Source organism: Mesorhizobium sp. RSR565B (genome assembly GCF_054719465.1).
This window is the reverse complement of the sequence record NZ_JBTTIE010000001.1, coordinates 1,721,325-1,736,656: the sequence shown is the minus strand read 5'-3', so window position 1 is coordinate 1,736,656 and position 15,332 is coordinate 1,721,325. Positions and strand designations below refer to the sequence as shown.

Below are 15,332 nucleotides of genomic sequence, written 5' to 3'. Positions count from 1 at the left end.
CGTCACCGGGCTGGGTCTAAGACTATGGCATCAAACGTCGGCATCGGAGATTCACTGCCCATGACAGACCTTTCCGGCCGCAGCGCGATCGTCACCGGCGGGTTTTCCGGCATGGGCTTCGCCATTGCGACGGCGTTGGCGCAGGCCGGCGCAAATGTAGCGGTCGGCTCCTACATCGCCCCCGCCGGCGCCGACAGAACCGACGCCGCCTACTATCCCGGCGCCGATGAACTCGAGCGCGTGCGGTTGGCCCTGTCGGCACACGGCACCAGGGTTTATGCCGCCCACCTCGATGTCCGCGATAGCGAGGTGACCAACCGGTTTGCGGCTGACGCACAAGCCGCCATCGGCCCGGGAGACATACTGGTCAATGCCGCGGGCACCACCGCCGAACAGCCGGTCTGCGGCCATTCCGACGCACTGTGGGACAAGATCGTCGACACCAATCTGAGCGGAGCGTTCCGCGTCACCCGAGCTGTGCTGCCCGGCATGATCGCGCGCGGCTGGGGCCGTATCGTCAACATCGGCTCGACAGCGGCTTCCGTCGGCTGGAAGGACAACCCGGCCTACTGCGCCTCGAAGGCCGGGCTGCTCGGCCTTACCCGCTGCGTGGCGCTGGAAGGCGCCCCGCACGGTGTCACCTGCGTCATGATCAGCCCGACCTGGGTCGAGACCGAACTGATGCGCCGCAACGTGGCGCAGGTGGTCGAGCGTGAGGGCAACGGCAGAACCGCCGAGGAAGCGATGGCCGAGATCGCCAAGGGCAATCCCCAGCAGCGCATGCTGCAGCCGCAGGAAATCGCGGCTCTAGCCGTGTTCCTGTGCTCGGATCTGGCCAAGGGCATCACCATGGAAAACATCCAGGTCACCGGCGGAGCCCTGTGGTAGCGGCCACAGTTTTGAATTTTCGAACGAGCGAGCCGCATTACCGCCATTTGTCCGTTGCATCGTGGTTTTGACCTTGCCCGCGGCAACTTTACCCCTCGCGGCAAATTTACCATTGAGTGACGGGCAATAGAGGTTATATTGCACTGCACAATGGATGCCCGTTGTGCGGGTTCCGGTAAGGGCCGTTTCGGCAGTCGCGCCTGCAGCAAGGGCGGACCTGACGCAGAAAAGCCGACCATGGGCGCTTCAGCCCAGCTGAAAGGCGGCAGCATGAGAAATCCGGTACGGATATGAAGATCCCGAAATCCATTCTGATCGATCCGGACAACAACAAGGCCTATGCCGCCTTCGCCGTTGCGGTGTCGGTCTTTGCCTTCGCCTACTCCACCAATTTCGGCCAGATCCTGATCCTCGCCTACTATCTGGTATGGCTGCCGCTGCTGTTCGTCGATTACCGGCGTTTCGCCCGCGATCTCTCCAGCGCCTGGCTGCCGCTGCTGTTTGCGGCCTATGTCTGCCTGTCGCTGTTCTGGTCGCAAGCGGCCGGCACCAGCGCGCGGGCGGGGCTGCAATATTTCTCCCACATGCTGTGCGCCTACATCGCGGCGCGCACCATCAGCACGCGCACGCTGGTGCTGGGCTCGCTGATCGGCATCTTCATCGTGCTGCTGTATTCGCTGAAGGTTGGCGCCTATGCGCTCGACACTATCGACGGCACCACCAATTTCGTCGGCGCCTTCGGCTCCAAGAACCAGATCGGCTTCTTCGCCTCGCTCGGCATCTTCTTCTGCTTCGCTTTTCTGGCCTTCTACCGGCGCAACTGGATGAGCTTCATCTGGACCGCGCCGATCATCCTGCTGTCGGTCTATATGCTGGCGATCGCCCACTCGGCGACGTCAGTCGCTTCGCTTCCGGCGGTGATCGGTGTCGTTGCCTTGCTTGCCATGAGCAAGGTTCTGTCACGCCGCTACCGCCGCGTGCTGTTCGTCGTCGGCGCTACCGCGCTGGTCGGCGGTGTGATGGCTGCGCTGAACCTTGGCCTGCTCGATGTCGTGCTCGGCATCTTCGGCAAGGATTCGACGCTGACCGGCCGCACCTATCTCTGGGAACAGGGCTGGGCCGCCGCGCAGCAGCGTCCGGTGCTCGGTTATGGCTATGCCGCCTACTGGATCCAGGGTTTTGCCGATCCGGAACGGCTCTGGGCCGAGTTCTACATCTCCACCCGCACCGGCTTCCATTTCCACAACACCTATATCGAGACGCTGGTCGAACTCGGCTTCATCGGCGTGACGATGCTGGCACTGATCATCCTGCGCTCCTTCTGGGGCCATGTTTCGAAGGTGGTGTTCGGTGACTGGAGCGCCGATTCGGTGGTGCTCGCCGGCGCGGTCGGCATGATGCTGATCCGCTCCTTCTTCGAGGTCGAGATCCTCGGCCCCTATTTCATGGCCTCGTTCATCGTCTATTACGGCCTGTTCAAGCTGCGCCCGGTGCCGCTCGCCAGGGCAAGGCGGGCCTATGTTCCGGTGCCGGACGAGAACACCGCCAACGGCCGCATGCCGGCGCGCGTCTGACTTGCTTATCTCAGGCGACGGCGCGCTTGCGCAGCATCAGCCGCTGCAAGAAGCGGCGCAACGGCTCGTCATAGAGGCGCGTGGCGATGTCGGCGATGACGATGACGGAAACCGCCATGACGATGCCGAACCAGGGATGATGCGCGAACGGGTCGATCGCTGCGGCCTTGCCCGCCCCGGCGATGATCATCAGCAGCGGCGTGTGGATGATGTAGATCGGGTAGGAAATCCGCCCCAGCCAGCCATAGAGGCCTGACAGGCGCGGCGCCGTCGGCGCAATAGTGCCGACCACCACCAGCGCCGGGAAGACCAGGACGACGCAGGCGAGATCGTAGGCGACGCGCGCGCCGCCGGCCGGCGCGATGGCAAAGACAAAGAGCGTCAGCGCGATCGCACCCTCGACCCACCAGCCGCGCCGCAGGAAGCCGAGCCCGCTTTGATAGCGTGTCATGGACCGGCAAAGCAGCACGCCCAGGAAGAACGAGAAACAGACGCGCGGCAGGCCGCTGATGATGGTCGATCCGGTCATGCCGAAGTCGAGGGTGCCGGCCACGATCGAAGCGATGACCAGCAGCACCAGGCTTACGGCGATGAGCACGCTCAGCACGCGTTTCGTCAGCAGGAAGAAGACGGCGACATAGGCGATGTTGACGATCAGCTCGAAGAACAGCGACCACGACGCGGGGTTGAGCGGAAAGATCGTGTGATAGGCATCGCTGACCAGCGGGATGAAGAACATGCCGGTCGTCAGCATGGTGCCGATCTCGGAGATCGGCATGTATTCCGCCGGAATCAGCCGGTTCTTGACGATGAGATAGAAGAAACCGAGCAGCGTGCCGGCGAGGTAAAGCGGGTAGAGGCGTATCAGGCGGATCGCCACGAAGGTGCCGACGCCCATGCCGTTTTCGATCTTGCGGTCATAGGCATGCGCGATGACGAAGCCGCTGAGCAGGAAGAACAGGTCGACGGCCAAATAGCTCGACGGCAGCACCTTGCCGGCGGCCAGGAACGGCGAGAAGTGGTAGAGCATGACGCTGATCGCCGCGACGCCGCGGATGGCATCGAGATTGAGGTAGACGTGGCGCGGTGCGGCGGGCTGCATGGAATGCCTTCAAGCGGTCGAAAAACGGAAGTGCCGCCCGCACCCTGGCGCGAACGAGCCGAACTGGTTCTCCCGCCCCTCCGTCGTTCCGGTCTAGCTGAGCGAGACAGGAACTTACTGGCTGGCCGTCGGCGCCAGCTTCACCTTGATGACGTCGCCCGGCAGCACCGGCGTATCTTCCTTGGCGTCGATCTCGCTGGTCTTGCCGTCGGTCACGCGCACCAGCGAATAGATGAGCGCCGGCTCTTCATTGTTGTTTGTGATGGCGGCGGTCGTGGCCGGGTCCGATGCCTGCGCCATCAGGCCCTGTTGCATGTTGACCCTGAGTGCGGCTTCGTTGAGGTCTGCTTCGACCTGCTGCCGGTCGGCGGCAAGTCTCGAGTTCAACGTGTTCTGGGCATCGATGGCATCCTGCGTCGCCTTGCTGACCGACTGCTTGGCGGTGAGGATCGCCGTCTCATAGTCCAGGATCTTGCCCTGCAGATCGGTGACCGACTGTTGCGAGGAAAGCAGGCGTGCGTTGGCGACCAGGCCCTTTTGCGCCAGCGGACCAATACTGTCCGCCTGCTGCTGCGCCAGGTCGACCTGCTTTTGCTGGTTGACGATCTTTTTCTGCAGCGCCTCGATTTCGGACTGCAGGACCCCTTTCAGATCGTCAAGCGCCTGCAGCTTCAGCTTCAACGCTTTCTGGTCGGAGATCAGGATCTGCATTTCGTCGGCGACGATTGTCGCCAGGCGCGGGTCGCCCTCGACTTCCTTGGGCGCCTCGAAACTCTCCTTGCCGGCGAGATCGGCATCGATGCGGGCACGCTTGACGATCAACCGCACGCGCTGGTCGTCATAAATGTCGAAATTGCCCTTGGCGGTGATCAGGTCCTTGCCGAGCTGGGTGCCCAAATCGGCGTTGCGCCGGATGCCGCCGGCGATGCTGATCGCCTTGAGCACGGTCAGCTCCGGCACATAGGGAAATTGGCCAGGCGTCTGGATCTCGCCCGAGATGTAGAACGGCCGGAACTGCACCATTTCCACCGAGGCTTCCGGCTTGTCCGATAAGGCAAGCTTGCGCTGCAGGGCGACGCTGATGGCAGCCGCAACCTCCGACGTGGTCTTGCCGGCGGCCGGCAGTTCGCCGACGAACGGCACCGACAAATTGCCGGCGGGACCGACCGAATATTCGCCGTTTACCGCCGACCAGTCACGGAACGTGCCTTCCACCGTCTGCCACTCGGCGACGCGGATGTTGAGCTTGTCCTGCGAGCCGAGCCGGTACTCGTCGGCCATGGCCGGAACCGCGAGCGACAGAGCGAGGCACGTGGCGACGAGCCGTGCCGGCCGCATCGGGCCGGCAAGGCGAAAATACGCTGATATGTCTGTTTTCAACTGAACGTTTCCGATCCGTTTTGGCCCCATCCGCCCGATAGACCTGCTGCCGAGTGCCTCCTTCGGAACCTGGCAGAATTATGGCTGCAATGCGAGACCGGCCCATCGCCGAATAGCTTTGGACCGGATTGGCTTCGGGCCGTACCGGCCCGATTGCTGACCAGTTGCGGTCGGTCAGTAGGAACCGCGCGACATCCACACCGCAGGCACGGTCTTGAGGATGATGCGAACGTCTTCGAACAGCGACCAGTTCTCGACATAGTGACGGTCGAACGCGACGCGGCTGTCATAGGAGACATCGTTGCGTCCGCTGACCTGCCAGAGCCCGGTCAGGCCCGGCCGCGACTTCAAATAATAGACCGCGGCGCTGCCGTAGATCTCAAGCTCGTCACGCACCACCGGGCGAGGCCCGACAAGGCTCATGTCGCCCTGCAGGATGTTGATGATCTGCGGCAGCTCGTCGAGGCTGAGCTTGCGCAGAACGGCGCCGACGCGGGTGACGCGCGGATCGTTCTTCAGCTTGCGGGTCGCGATCCATTCGGCGTTGGCTTCCGGATTGGCCGCGAGATAGGCGGCCAGCACACGTTCGCCGTCTTCGACCATGGTGCGGAACTTGAGGCAGGGGAAAATCCGCCCACCGCGTCCGATGCGCTTGTGGCCGTAGAAGATCGAGCCGCCGTCGGAAAGCTTGACCAGAAGGGCCACCATCAGGAACAGCGGGCTAAGCGCCACCAAGCCGACAAGTGAACCGAAAATATCGAAACTGCGCTTCAGCAGCCCGCCGATGGGTGGCGGAAAATCTACGCCGACATGCGAAAATGCCGCATTGGCCGACTTGGCAACGTCCCTCATGCAAAAGCTCCATACGTTGAACGGATGGTTTATGCCACGATACCAAAAAAATGCTGCAGCGCAACACACAATTTCCCATATGGCTGAAATAGTCACGTCAGGAATTGACTAAATAATAAACCCTCCTTGCCCAAATTTTGCCCTTTATGGCGGGTTTGTGACGAATAATTAGCAACCGTAGGAAATGTAATGCGTTTTTTCGGCGGGTTTTGGGCAAATCGTCCTTTGCCGCAGAGGGAACGGCTTTAACTGATTTTCGAATCACTGGCTTTGCTAAATTAATCAAGTAAAATACTAATCAACATTGTAGATTCTACTGTAGTATAAAGCGCATGACGAGTTAGGTCACCACCCCTGCGTGTGCATCGCAGCATGGCGGAGTCCAAGCCGCCGCCAAGCCGAAAATTATTGCAGGTTGCCCTTGCCGTCAGTTTCGCGCCTTAATAGAGTCGCAAATTATTCCTGATAGAGTCTGGATGGGTTGGGAAGGCCGGAAGCAACCGGCCGAAAAAGAGCAGCTAAATAAGCTCGCATGGCGAATGGGGAGATACTCGGGTGGGTAAGTCATCGCTTTTGCATGCTCGGGCCGGTTGACGGGCCGCCGAACATGTCATTACCAAAATTCGTCATTGGAATGGTTTTCGCCCTCGCGATCGTGGTCGCGTGGTCCTATGTCGACGGCGCGACGGTCACCACAACGGTGCTTCGCGTCATCGGCTGCGCTGTCCTCATCCAAGTCGGTTATTTCCTGCTGGTGTATGTTATGATCGCCAGCAGCGCGCCGACATCGGCCGACAGGGCTCGCGACGCCGAAAGAAGCCTCGGCGCCGACAAGGCGGTTGAAGGCGAGAAGCTCTCGGCGAGGCGCAGCGTGCATTGAGCAGTCTGAAGCCGCAAGGTCGGCCTCGGATCATCTTGCTGCCGGACTCAGCCTGCTTCGGCCGGCTCGGGTTCCGATTGCTCGCCTGAAAGCATTTTCGACAGGCGGCTGCCGGCCTTCGCTTTCAACCTCTGATATTGCCCGACTTCGACGATTCGTCCGTTTTCGACTGCAACCACCCAGTCGGCGAAGGCGATCATCGATGGCCTGTGCGCAATGGTCAGGATCGTCATCGATCCGCGCAAGCCGTCGATCGACTTGGCGATCAGGGATTGGTTCTGCCAGTCGAGCGCGCTGGTCGCCTCGTCGAGAATGAGCAGCGAAGGTTTGCGCAGCAGCGCGCGCGCCAGCGCGATGCGCTGGCGTTCGCCGCCCGAGAGCCGGACGCCGCGGTCGCCGACCACCGTGTCGAGCCGCAACTCCAGCCGCTCGACGAAGTCGGCGCCATGCGCAGCGCGCAGTGCAGTCCACAGCTCCGCGTCACTGGCTTGCGGCGCGGCAAGGCGCAGATTGGCGGCGATCGTATCGTGCAGCAGGAACACGTCTTGCGGCACATACGCCACCTGGTCGCGCCAGCGCCGGCGGTTGGCCGCGCCGATCTCGACGCCATCGGCCAGGATTTTGCCCTCGCTCGGTTCGAGCAGGCCAAGCAGCATGTCGGCAAGCGTGCTCTTGCCCGAGCCTGACGGACCGATCAGCGCCGTTACCTTGCCGGCGGGAAGGCCAAACGTCACATCGCTCACCACCGGCTTGCCGCCGGCCTCATAGGCAAAGGAGACGTTGCGGATGTTGAGCCCGACATCGAGCGACAGCTTGGCATCCGATTCGAGGTTTGCCGGCTCGCGTTCGGCATCGAAACGCGCCTGCATGTCGCGCATCGAGGCATAGGCCGGCAGGTTGATCAGCACCTGCTGCGCCTGCATCTGCATGTCCATGAAACGCGGCGCGATGCGCATGAACACCAGAAGCAGGACAACGATCTCGGCCAGCGAGAGGTTGAAGCGGACCAAAGCGACATAGATGAACAGGCTCAGACCAATGACGCTGGCGACCTGGAACAGAGCGGTGCCGATGGTGCTGTTGCGCACATAGTTGATGTTGTCGGCCTTCATCTTCTCCAGCGTCGCGCGAAGCTGCGCGTAATAGGTCGCCTCGACATTCAGGCTCTTGGCGACCTTGATGCCGCCGAGGAACTCCGAGACCGTTCGGTACTGCTCCTGGCGATTGCTGGTCAAAACCCGGCCGAAGGCGCTGGCTCGTGCCCGAAACGGCTGCAGTGCCAGGAAGGTGACGATGCCGACGACAATGGCAAACGCCGTCATTACTGTCGAAATGAACAGCGAGACAACGAGATAACCCGCCAGAAGCACGGCGATCTGCACCAGCATCAGCAGCGAGAACGCCGCCGACTGCACGCGGTCGATATCGCCGGTCAGCGCATGGTCGAGATCGGAGCTGCGCATGCGCGCGAATATCCCCCACCGCGCCTTGCCGATGCTCTCGAACAGGTTCATGCGCAGGCGATTGATGAAGTCGAGCAGCAGCCGCGCCATGTAGACGGATTTATAGCGGTTGAACGCTGCCTGCAGCGCGACAAGCCCGACCAGCAGGCAAAGCACCGTGGTCAATTGCAGCGTTCCGTCCGGAGCCAGCCAGCGCACCCAGTCGCGGTCAGGCAACCTGACCGCGAAATTCTGCTCGGGTCGCCCGACCAGATGCAGCAGCGGCACCAGAAGCAGGATCGAGATGCCTTCGGTCAGGCTTCCCAGGATCAGGAACAGCAATGCCGTGAAGGTCCTGCGCCCGCCGATCCGGGCCATGGCGGCGCCGAAGCCGGCGACATCGCGGCAAAACGAAAAGCGCAGGATCTGCGTTGCGGACATGTCAGTCACCGCGGCCCTTTGTCGGCCGCCAGATCGTTTTCGATCAGGGCGACGGCTTCGCCGATACGGTCGAGCCCGGTGGGCACTTCGAGGCGGCAGACGCCGATCTGGCTGGCCAGGGCGGCGCATTGGCGAAGATGTGTCGTGGCAAAATCGCCGACCAGGGCTGGACGGCCGAAACGCGTCACATAGGAAAATTTGATGATTGCCGGCAGGGCGCCGATGCCTGGCAGCGGCGTGATCGCTGCCTTGTCGCTGCGCTCGAGGATATAGATCCGGGTCGCCGGCACCGCGTCTGCCGCAAATCCGGCGTGCAGGCGGTGCTGCATCTTGTCGATCGCCGCATGCACCTGCGGGCGTATCTCTGCCTGGCGGATGGGAAACGCGGCGGCGGCATCGGCGGCGAGCTTCAACTGCGGAAAACCCGGAACGATCATCGGCCGGTCCGTGAGATCGAGCGCCACGACATCGTCGGTCAGCAATCGATGCCCGGCACGGATCATCGCGCTCGCCGTCGTCGATTTGCCGGCGCCCTTGTCGCCCATGAAGACAGCGCTCTTGCCGCCGACCGCAATGGCGCTGGCGTGCAGGATGAGCAGGCCGCGCTGGTGCAGGAGCAGTGCCATGACCGGACCGAGCAGCGGAAACGCCAGCAGCGCATCGTCGACATCGGGCGCCGGCTCCACCTCGATGCGGCAGGCATCGGTGATCAGGAAGGCGCCGACCGTCTGCCATGCCAAATATTGCTGCCGCGGCTCGAAACGGAAAGCAGTTCCGGTCTCGGGCGAGGGTTTTGGCAGGTCGATCGGGCCGACCGTGATCAGCACATCGACGCAAGCTGGTTCGCTCGGCTCTAGCTCAGGCAGTTCGACCTGCGAAGCGATCGTCAGCCCATAGGCTTTGTAGAAGTGCTGTGCGCGAGCAGCAATTGCATGGCGGTCATCAGCGGCAAGAGGCATGTTGGCCGGCATCATCAGTGGCTCCCGCGCTGTTGCACCTGCCGCAGCCACAACGATAGCGAAATCGAACGCCATACATACTGGACATCGGGCAAGGTCGCGGCCTCGGGTTGGCTGGAAATACGGCCATAGGCGGCGGTCACCTCAGGCAGGTTGACGTAAGGGGCAATCCGCGCCGCATCTTTCACCAGCACCTTGTCCAGGAGATCGCGGTGATTGCCCAGCATGCCTTTGACCAAATTGGAGGTGAAATCGATCTTGTCGCGCCGCCACTGCACCGCCGGGGGCAAAATTCCTTCCATGGCACGGCGCAACACCGAGCGGCCAAAGCCCTGGTTCAGCTTTTCCGCGCCGGGCAGTGCCAGGCAGAACTCGACCAGCGGCTTGTCCCAGAAGGGGTAGCGCGGCTCGACGCCGAAATTGGCGGCGGCCTTGTCGAGAACCTCGAAGGCGTGCGGCACCATGCCGTTCGACAGCAGCCAGCGATGGGTCAAGGTCTCGCTGGCGCTGACCGCGGGCGGCATATAGCCGGCCCTGCGGAACCGTTCGACGAGGTCGGTACGCATCGCCAGGTCCGGATTGATCAGGGCGCGCCAGCTCGTCGCCGGCCGCCCAGTGGGATGGCGCCGCAATTTGCCAAGCACGCGGTTCGCGAACCGCTTGATTCTCGCGATGCGCCAGGCCGGCCCGTAAAGGGTAAGGAACTGGTAGTAGAGGCCGAGCATGCCATCGCCATAGGTGTTGGAGGCGCTGCGCAGCTCGCGCCACAGCTCCATCCATTTGCCGGCATAGGCGAGTTCGTGCAGATGGCCGTGGCCCTGCGAAACCACCTCGTCGCCGCCATGGCCGTCCAGCAGCACCTTCATGCCCTTGGCGCCGGCGGTCCTGTAGATGTCGCGGGTCAGCGACAGGCCGGGGGCCAGGAACGTTTCCTCCTGCTCTTCCAGAATGCGTTCGAACTCGGCGAAGGGCGCGTAGTTGCCGACGGAAATCAAAGTGCCGTCGACCTTCTCCTGTCCAAGCACTGCCTCGATGAAAGGCCGCTCGTCCATCGGCGAACCCTTTTCGAACACCAGCGAAAACGTCGGCAGCCTCGGCTTTCGCTGCGCGGCATTCTGCAGGCCCGCCACGCAGGCGATCGACGAGGAATCGAGGCCTCCGCTCAGCATAGCACCGACCGCAGGCGTGCCGCGCATACGGTTGCGGACCGATTGCGAAAACAGATGCCGGAATTCCTCGGCCGTATCCGATCGCATCGGCCTTGGCGAGGGTTCGATCTGCCAGTAGCGGCGCAGCACCACCTGGTTGCCGGTCACTGTCAGACTGTGGCGCGCCGGCAGGCGGAAGATATCGGCATAGGCTGTCGACTGCGGATCGTCGGGCAGCCCGGCCAGGAATCCCGAAATCTGGTGTTCGCTGATGCGCATGTCGACGCCGCCGGCATCGAGGATCGGCCCGATCTCCGAGGCAAAGACGAAGCGCCGGTCGCTCGAATGATAGTAGAACGGTTTGACGCCGAAATGGTCGCGCACGCAAAACAGCTGCCGGCGCTCGCCATCCCAGATGGCAAAGGCGAAGTCGCCTTGCAGATGCTCGGGGCAGGCTTCGCCCCAGCGCAGATAGGCGCGCATCAACAGCACGGCGTCGGCAACCGAACTGTCCCTGATGCCAAGCCTGGCCAGCAATTCGTCGCGATTGTCCAGCCGGCAGTCCGCGGTGATCGCGAGCTTGCCGCCGGCCATGGTCAGCGGGCCGGGGCCGGCTTCATCGGTGGTGTTGAGCCAGGCGTGGCCAAGAACGACGCCCTCGTCCATCCACCACGAACTGCCGTCAGGCGCGCGATGTTGCATGCGGGTAAGCATGCGCTGGATGTCGGCCGCGGCGGCCTGCCTGCCTTCCTGCCTCAGCAGAATTCCGGCGACGCCGCTCATCGCTCACTGGCCGTGGTCGACGAGATGGTTAAACCTGCCAAGCGAGCCGCCGAGCACGATGTGGTCGCCACTGACCAGCCAGGCATGCGCCTTCAACTCGGTCCCGGTATCGCGCTCGATGCCGATGCGGATTTTTGAGGCGTTGCCCTGGCGGGCAAGCAAATACTGGCCGGAAAGCGCTTGGGTCAGACAGCTTGCGCCAGGCACCAGGCGGGCAGCCGCAGCCACGCCCCAGGCGACACGCCTGAGATCGCCGATGTCAGCTGTCTCGCTTGCATCGAGCCGCGTCACTATTCGGCGAATCCTGTTATAGGAAAGCAGCGTCAGCCCCAGCCGCACCGCCACGACCACCGCAAGGCAGTGGGCGAGAAAGAGCATCTCCGGCCCGCTCAGCGAGAAAGCTCTAGACAAGTTCCTCATCATGGAGCCTCGCAAGCCCGGCGTCCGCCAAGCCCTTCAACAATCCATCGACATCGGCCTTGCAGCGTTCCGGATCGACATTGTAGCGATCCAGCACGGCGCTGCGGATTTCGGAAATCGGCCGCGGCTCCTGGATCAGCTCCCAGATATAGGCGCCGACGCTGTTCAGGCTGTAATAGATGTTGGACCTCATATCGAGCAGCGCCAGGCCGTTGCCGAATTCGCAGGCCACGGCATCCTTGCTCGCGCTCATCCGATCGTGGTCCGTGGGGTTCCAGTCCATTCCTAAACCTCGCTCACAACACCAACGCTTCGGCAATTCCGGACAAAGACGCGAGAGCCGGGGTTTGACCCCCGACTCTCCTTAGTGCGCTCTGTTTGCAGAGTCCGGACTTTGTCACCCCAACGAGAGAAGACTCAGGAGAAGGTGAGTTCGCCGACCGGCGTATGTGCCGGAAACGAGGCGTCGAGTGCCGTAGTACCGCTACCGCCTTGCGTGATGGTCTCGATCGAGCCGTGGACCGTCAGGCTAGGGGTTTCGTACTCATGCTTTTCAACATTCTGTTCCAATTTACTCTCCACTTGTGGACTGGAAGCGGCCTGTCGATTGCCGGCAGCGAGCTATTGCTGCACCGCAATAGCTGCATGGCAGCATTTATGAGTCAAGCCTGATTTACCCGCCGTTAATCAATTCGCGGTTGCGGTAGCCTTCAATGGTGATCAAAACGGCTCGCATTTTCACAGCCTAGGTGATTTCAGCGGAGTGACCGTGGTTCTTAGTTACGTAGCTGATTTTATTACATTAAATTTTCTAGTCGAACGCTCGTCATTTGGGCGCTAGCGCGTGTTCCCACAAGATTGTTGCTGACGTGTCGGGCATAGGCTCCGATCAGGCGACGCCTTGCATCGTTGTACGACTGTGTCGCCAGACGTCCAGGTTGCAGGAAAATTGTCTCCAAAGGAAAAACTGGACGCGGCGCATGAATTTGGCGATGCTTTGCTTCGCAGTTGCAATATAACGCGCCTGGCGAATTTTTTGCGGAGATGCTGCAGCATATGGCATTGCAGGAAGGGACCTTCGAAAGGTTGCGCGCCGCTGGCTGCGCCGACGAAGTGGCCTATGTGCAGGCTTGCCTGCGGCTGTTCTTCGCCTCCGGGGCGAGCCCCAGCGCCGCGCCTGCACCGGCCATCTCCGTTGCCGATGTTTGCGATATCGCCAGGCTGAACAAGGTCGCCACCTTCATGCTGAAGGCGCTGTCGCGCCCACCGGCGGGCGAGACGCCGCCGGGATTGCTCGAGTGGCTCGACACTTATCGCCGGCGCACGATTGCGATGAACTCGTCCGGCATCATGGATTCGATGGCCATCGACAAGGCGCTGCGCGGCAGCAGCATCGATTTCGTCTTCCTGAAGGGCCCCCTCCAGCAGCAACTGCTCTATGGCGACCATTTCATGAAGCCGTCTGGAGATGTCGACATATTGGTGTCGCCGGCCGGCTTCTTTAGAGCTCGTGATGCGCTGCGCTCGATCGGCTACGAGGTCGCCGGCAAGTCCCGCTCCGTCTGGTGGGTGCGCTTTCTGGGCGAGCAGCACATGGTTCGCAGCCAGGGTCGGAAATTGTCCACCGTCGATCTCCATTACCGGCTCCAGCAGCCGGGATCGCCCAGCCCGCGCGATACGGAAGGGTTCCTGCGCCGCAAGCGCGCGCTTGCGATCGCCGGCTCCAGCGTGCCGTTCATCTCGGCCTCCGACACTTTGCTTCTGTCCTGCATCAGTGTCGCAAAGGCGCTGTTCAACCGCGAGCCGTGCGCGGGCTATGTCTGCGATGTCCGGGCCGCTGCCGGTCGGCTGAGCGAGGCCGAGCAGCAGACTGTGCTCGACTACGCGGCCGAGCAGGGGCTGGCTGACACCCTGCTGCTGGGCCTGCGCGCCGCCGATGTGGTGCTTGGTGGCGCCGGCACGCTGCTGTCGGATCGGGCCACCAGGATCCTCTCACGCATCGGCAATGAAGACCTGTTCCACATGGTCATCGCGCCGTGGCTGTCGTCGCTCAGATGGCCGCAACGGCGCACCGTTTTGTGGGAATTGTGCGGCCGCGAACCTGTCCGCTATCTGACCGAGGCCGGCTGGGCCGCGTCAGCCGACCTCAGCCGGCGGATTTTCGAGCGGGAAAGCCGGTGACGATGAGGGTCGTCATGCAGCAGGCAGAAAACGTTCCGTCCCGGTCCGCTGGGGATGGATCATGGGAGGATGGATCGGGGTCCGGCGCCGCGCGCCGGGAGGGCGAGGGGCCTCGCGACACTTTACGCAATCGAAAGGCCATCCTATGTCCATGACAGAATCCCGGGTCTGCGTGATCATCGCGGCGCGCAACGCGGCCCGGACCATTCCCGCAGCCATCGCCTCGGCGCTGCGCGAGCCGGAGGTGGCGGAAGTCGTTGTCGTCGACGACGCCTCCACCGACGACACCGCAAAAGTGGCCAGCGCTGCCGACGATGGCAGCGGTCGGCTTTCGGTCATCCGGCTCGACGTCAATCGCGGCCCGTCCTTCGCCCGCAATGCCGCCATTGCCGGGTCGAAATCGCCTTTCATCAGCATTCTCGACGCCGACGATTTCTTCCTTCAGGGACGGTTTCGCCAGCTGTTTGCCAGCACCGACTGGGATTTCGCCGCCGACAACATCATGCTGATCCGTGACGATACGGCGACCGACGTCTCTAAGATCGTCGCCCCGTCCTTTTCGGCGGACCCGGAATTCCTCGACTTCGAGCGGTTCATCGAGGGCAACATCTCCAGACGGCGTGTCCAGCGCGGCGAACTCGGCTTTCTCAAGCCGGTGATATCAAGAGCTTTCCTCGACAGGCATGGGCTGCGTTACGACGAGAACCTGCGTCTCGGCGAAGACTATGAACTGTACGCCCGCGCCTTTGCCCTTGGCGCACGCTTCAAGGTCATCCGTTCCTGCGGCTATGGCGCGATCGTGCGCGCCGATTCGCTGAGCGGGCGCCACAAGACACAGGATCTGAAGCGCCTCGCCGATGCGGATCTGGCACTGCTCAAGATCGACAGCCTGCCGGAAGGCTCCAAGGCCCTGCTGCGCAAGCACGAGCGGCATGTGCGTGACAAATACCGGCTGCGCAATTTTCTCGATGTGAAGGCCGAGCGCGGCATGGCGTCTGCCGCCGCCTACGCGCTGGCCAGCCAGTCGAACTTCATTCCCATCGTTGTCGGCGTGGCCGCCGACAAGCTCGATGCGTTGTTTCGCCACGCCGGTCTGCCCCCGCGGCAGCAGCCGGTGCCGCCCTTGCGCTTCCTCATGGCCGGTACCAGCACGGCGGCGCAAAAGTAGGCTCCGCCAAGTCCGGGACGGGGGCCGCAAGGCTGAAAAAATTGCCTTTCTGAAACTCGGAGGTTGCCTACACGCCCCGACGATGGCACTGTATGTTGCGGTGCAGCAATTTTG

The 15,332-nt window shown here is 62.4% G+C and carries 14 protein-coding genes; 5 read left to right on the top strand and 9 right to left on the bottom strand.

The features are described 5' to 3' along the window. Positions 1–60 precede the first annotated feature (60 nt). Together ACYG9R_RS08295 and ACYG9R_RS08290 are read left to right on the top strand one after the other, a co-directional pair. Positions 61–888: an SDR family NAD(P)-dependent oxidoreductase gene (locus tag ACYG9R_RS08295; protein ID WP_023823830.1), complete on the top strand. Its 828-nt coding sequence runs from the start codon at positions 61–63 to the stop codon at positions 886–888. Positions 889–1,178: 290 nt separating this feature from the next. Next, a complete protein-coding gene (locus ACYG9R_RS08290; protein WP_023823829.1) occupies positions 1,179–2,462 on the top strand; it encodes an O-antigen ligase family protein in 1,284 nt (427 codons plus the stop codon). Between the two features lie 10 nt (positions 2,463–2,472). Here the strand turns inward: ACYG9R_RS08290 and ACYG9R_RS08285 are convergent, their stop codons facing one another. From ACYG9R_RS08285 to ACYG9R_RS08275, 3 genes are all read right to left on the bottom strand, one after another. Next, the gene (locus ACYG9R_RS08285; protein ID WP_023823828.1) at positions 2,473–3,564 is read right to left on the bottom strand and encodes an acyltransferase family protein; all 1,092 of its coding nucleotides are present in this window, start codon (positions 3,562–3,564) and stop codon (positions 2,473–2,475) included. Between the two features lie 114 nt (positions 3,565–3,678). Next, positions 3,679–4,902 carry a polysaccharide biosynthesis/export family protein gene (locus tag ACYG9R_RS08280; protein ID WP_032885928.1) on the bottom strand — a complete coding sequence of 408 codons (1,224 nt, stop codon included), beginning with the start codon at positions 4,900–4,902 and terminating at the stop codon, positions 3,679–3,681. A gap of 216 nt (positions 4,903–5,118) precedes the next feature. Continuing rightward, entirely contained in the window at positions 5,119–5,796 is a 678-nt protein-coding gene (locus ACYG9R_RS08275) for a sugar transferase (RefSeq protein ID WP_023668816.1), read from the bottom strand. 577 nt (positions 5,797–6,373) lie between these two features. Between ACYG9R_RS08275 and ACYG9R_RS08270 the strand changes: the two genes are divergently transcribed. Beyond that, a complete protein-coding gene (locus ACYG9R_RS08270; protein WP_348524462.1) occupies positions 6,374–6,676 on the top strand; it encodes an exopolysaccharide production repressor exox in 303 nt (100 codons plus the stop codon). Between the two features lie 47 nt (positions 6,677–6,723). On the opposite strand, the gene ACYG9R_RS08265 is transcribed toward ACYG9R_RS08270, so the two are convergent. The 6 genes from ACYG9R_RS08265 to ACYG9R_RS08240 all read right to left on the bottom strand — a co-directional run bounded on the left by ACYG9R_RS08265 (position 6,724) and on the right by ACYG9R_RS08240 (position 12,439). After that, positions 6,724–8,559 carry an ABC transporter ATP-binding protein gene (locus ACYG9R_RS08265; RefSeq protein ID WP_023823827.1) on the bottom strand — a complete coding sequence of 612 codons (1,836 nt, stop codon included), beginning with the start codon at positions 8,557–8,559 and terminating at the stop codon, positions 6,724–6,726. A 5-nt stretch (positions 8,560–8,564) separates the two neighbouring features. Next, positions 8,565–9,533: a phosphoenolpyruvate carboxykinase (ATP) gene (locus ACYG9R_RS08260; protein WP_023715553.1), complete on the bottom strand. Its 969-nt coding sequence runs from the start codon at positions 9,531–9,533 to the stop codon at positions 8,565–8,567. After that, positions 9,533–11,449 (bottom strand): lasso peptide isopeptide bond-forming cyclase, encoded by a 1,917-nt coding sequence (locus ACYG9R_RS08255; RefSeq protein ID WP_023742532.1) that lies wholly within the window; start codon positions 11,447–11,449, stop codon positions 9,533–9,535. The genes ACYG9R_RS08260 and ACYG9R_RS08255 overlap by 1 nt, the downstream gene beginning before the upstream one ends. Positions 11,450–11,452: 3 nt before the next feature. Next, positions 11,453–11,860 carry a lasso peptide biosynthesis B2 protein gene (locus ACYG9R_RS08250; RefSeq protein ID WP_245260050.1) on the bottom strand — a complete coding sequence of 136 codons (408 nt, stop codon included), beginning with the start codon at positions 11,858–11,860 and terminating at the stop codon, positions 11,453–11,455. Further along, entirely contained in the window at positions 11,853–12,122 is a 270-nt protein-coding gene (locus ACYG9R_RS08245; RefSeq protein WP_245259933.1) for a PqqD family protein, read from the bottom strand. Before ACYG9R_RS08245 ends, ACYG9R_RS08250 begins: the two co-directional genes overlap by 8 nt. 164 nt (positions 12,123–12,286) lie before the next feature. Beyond that, on the bottom strand, positions 12,287–12,439 hold the full coding sequence (locus tag ACYG9R_RS08240; protein WP_023684233.1) for a lasso RiPP family leader peptide-containing protein: 153 nt from the start codon (positions 12,437–12,439) through the stop codon (positions 12,287–12,289). Between the two features lie 486 nt (positions 12,440–12,925). Between ACYG9R_RS08240 and ACYG9R_RS08235 the strand changes: the two genes are divergently transcribed. Both ACYG9R_RS08235 and ACYG9R_RS08230 read left to right on the top strand, forming a co-directional pair. Continuing rightward, positions 12,926–14,050, top strand: coding sequence for a nucleotidyltransferase family protein (locus ACYG9R_RS08235; protein WP_023822122.1), 1,125 nt, complete (start codon positions 12,926–12,928; stop codon positions 14,048–14,050). 145 nt (positions 14,051–14,195) lie between these two features. After that, positions 14,196–15,218 (top strand): glycosyltransferase family 2 protein, encoded by a 1,023-nt coding sequence (locus ACYG9R_RS08230; protein WP_023823826.1) that lies wholly within the window; start codon positions 14,196–14,198, stop codon positions 15,216–15,218. The last annotated feature ends 114 nt before the right edge of the window (positions 15,219–15,332 follow it).

What these genes read in the sequence shown, in the direction of transcription:
- ACYG9R_RS08245 (WP_245259933.1), bottom strand. Translation starts at nt 12,122, where the DNA reads ATGAGCGCGAGCAAGGATGCCGTGGCCTGCGAATTCGGCAACGGCCTG.
- ACYG9R_RS08260 (WP_023715553.1), bottom strand. Translation starts at nt 9,533, where the DNA reads ATGATGCCGGCCAACATGCCTCTTGCCGCTGATGACCGCCATGCAATT.
- ACYG9R_RS08230 (WP_023823826.1), top strand. Translation starts at nt 14,196, where the DNA reads ATGTCCATGACAGAATCCCGGGTCTGCGTGATCATCGCGGCGCGCAAC.
- ACYG9R_RS08235 (WP_023822122.1), top strand. Translation starts at nt 12,926, where the DNA reads ATGGCATTGCAGGAAGGGACCTTCGAAAGGTTGCGCGCCGCTGGCTGC.
- ACYG9R_RS08295 (WP_023823830.1), top strand. Translation starts at nt 61, where the DNA reads ATGACAGACCTTTCCGGCCGCAGCGCGATCGTCACCGGCGGGTTTTCC.
- ACYG9R_RS08275 (WP_023668816.1), bottom strand. Translation starts at nt 5,796, where the DNA reads ATGAGGGACGTTGCCAAGTCGGCCAATGCGGCATTTTCGCATGTCGGC.
- ACYG9R_RS08265 (WP_023823827.1), bottom strand. Translation starts at nt 8,559, where the DNA reads ATGTCCGCAACGCAGATCCTGCGCTTTTCGTTTTGCCGCGATGTCGCC.
- ACYG9R_RS08290 (WP_023823829.1), top strand. Translation starts at nt 1,179, where the DNA reads ATGAAGATCCCGAAATCCATTCTGATCGATCCGGACAACAACAAGGCC.
- ACYG9R_RS08255 (WP_023742532.1), bottom strand. Translation starts at nt 11,449, where the DNA reads ATGAGCGGCGTCGCCGGAATTCTGCTGAGGCAGGAAGGCAGGCAGGCC.
- ACYG9R_RS08270 (WP_348524462.1), top strand. Translation starts at nt 6,374, where the DNA reads ATGCTCGGGCCGGTTGACGGGCCGCCGAACATGTCATTACCAAAATTC.
- ACYG9R_RS08285 (WP_023823828.1), bottom strand. Translation starts at nt 3,564, where the DNA reads ATGCAGCCCGCCGCACCGCGCCACGTCTACCTCAATCTCGATGCCATC.
- ACYG9R_RS08280 (WP_032885928.1), bottom strand. Translation starts at nt 4,902, where the DNA reads ATGCGGCCGGCACGGCTCGTCGCCACGTGCCTCGCTCTGTCGCTCGCG.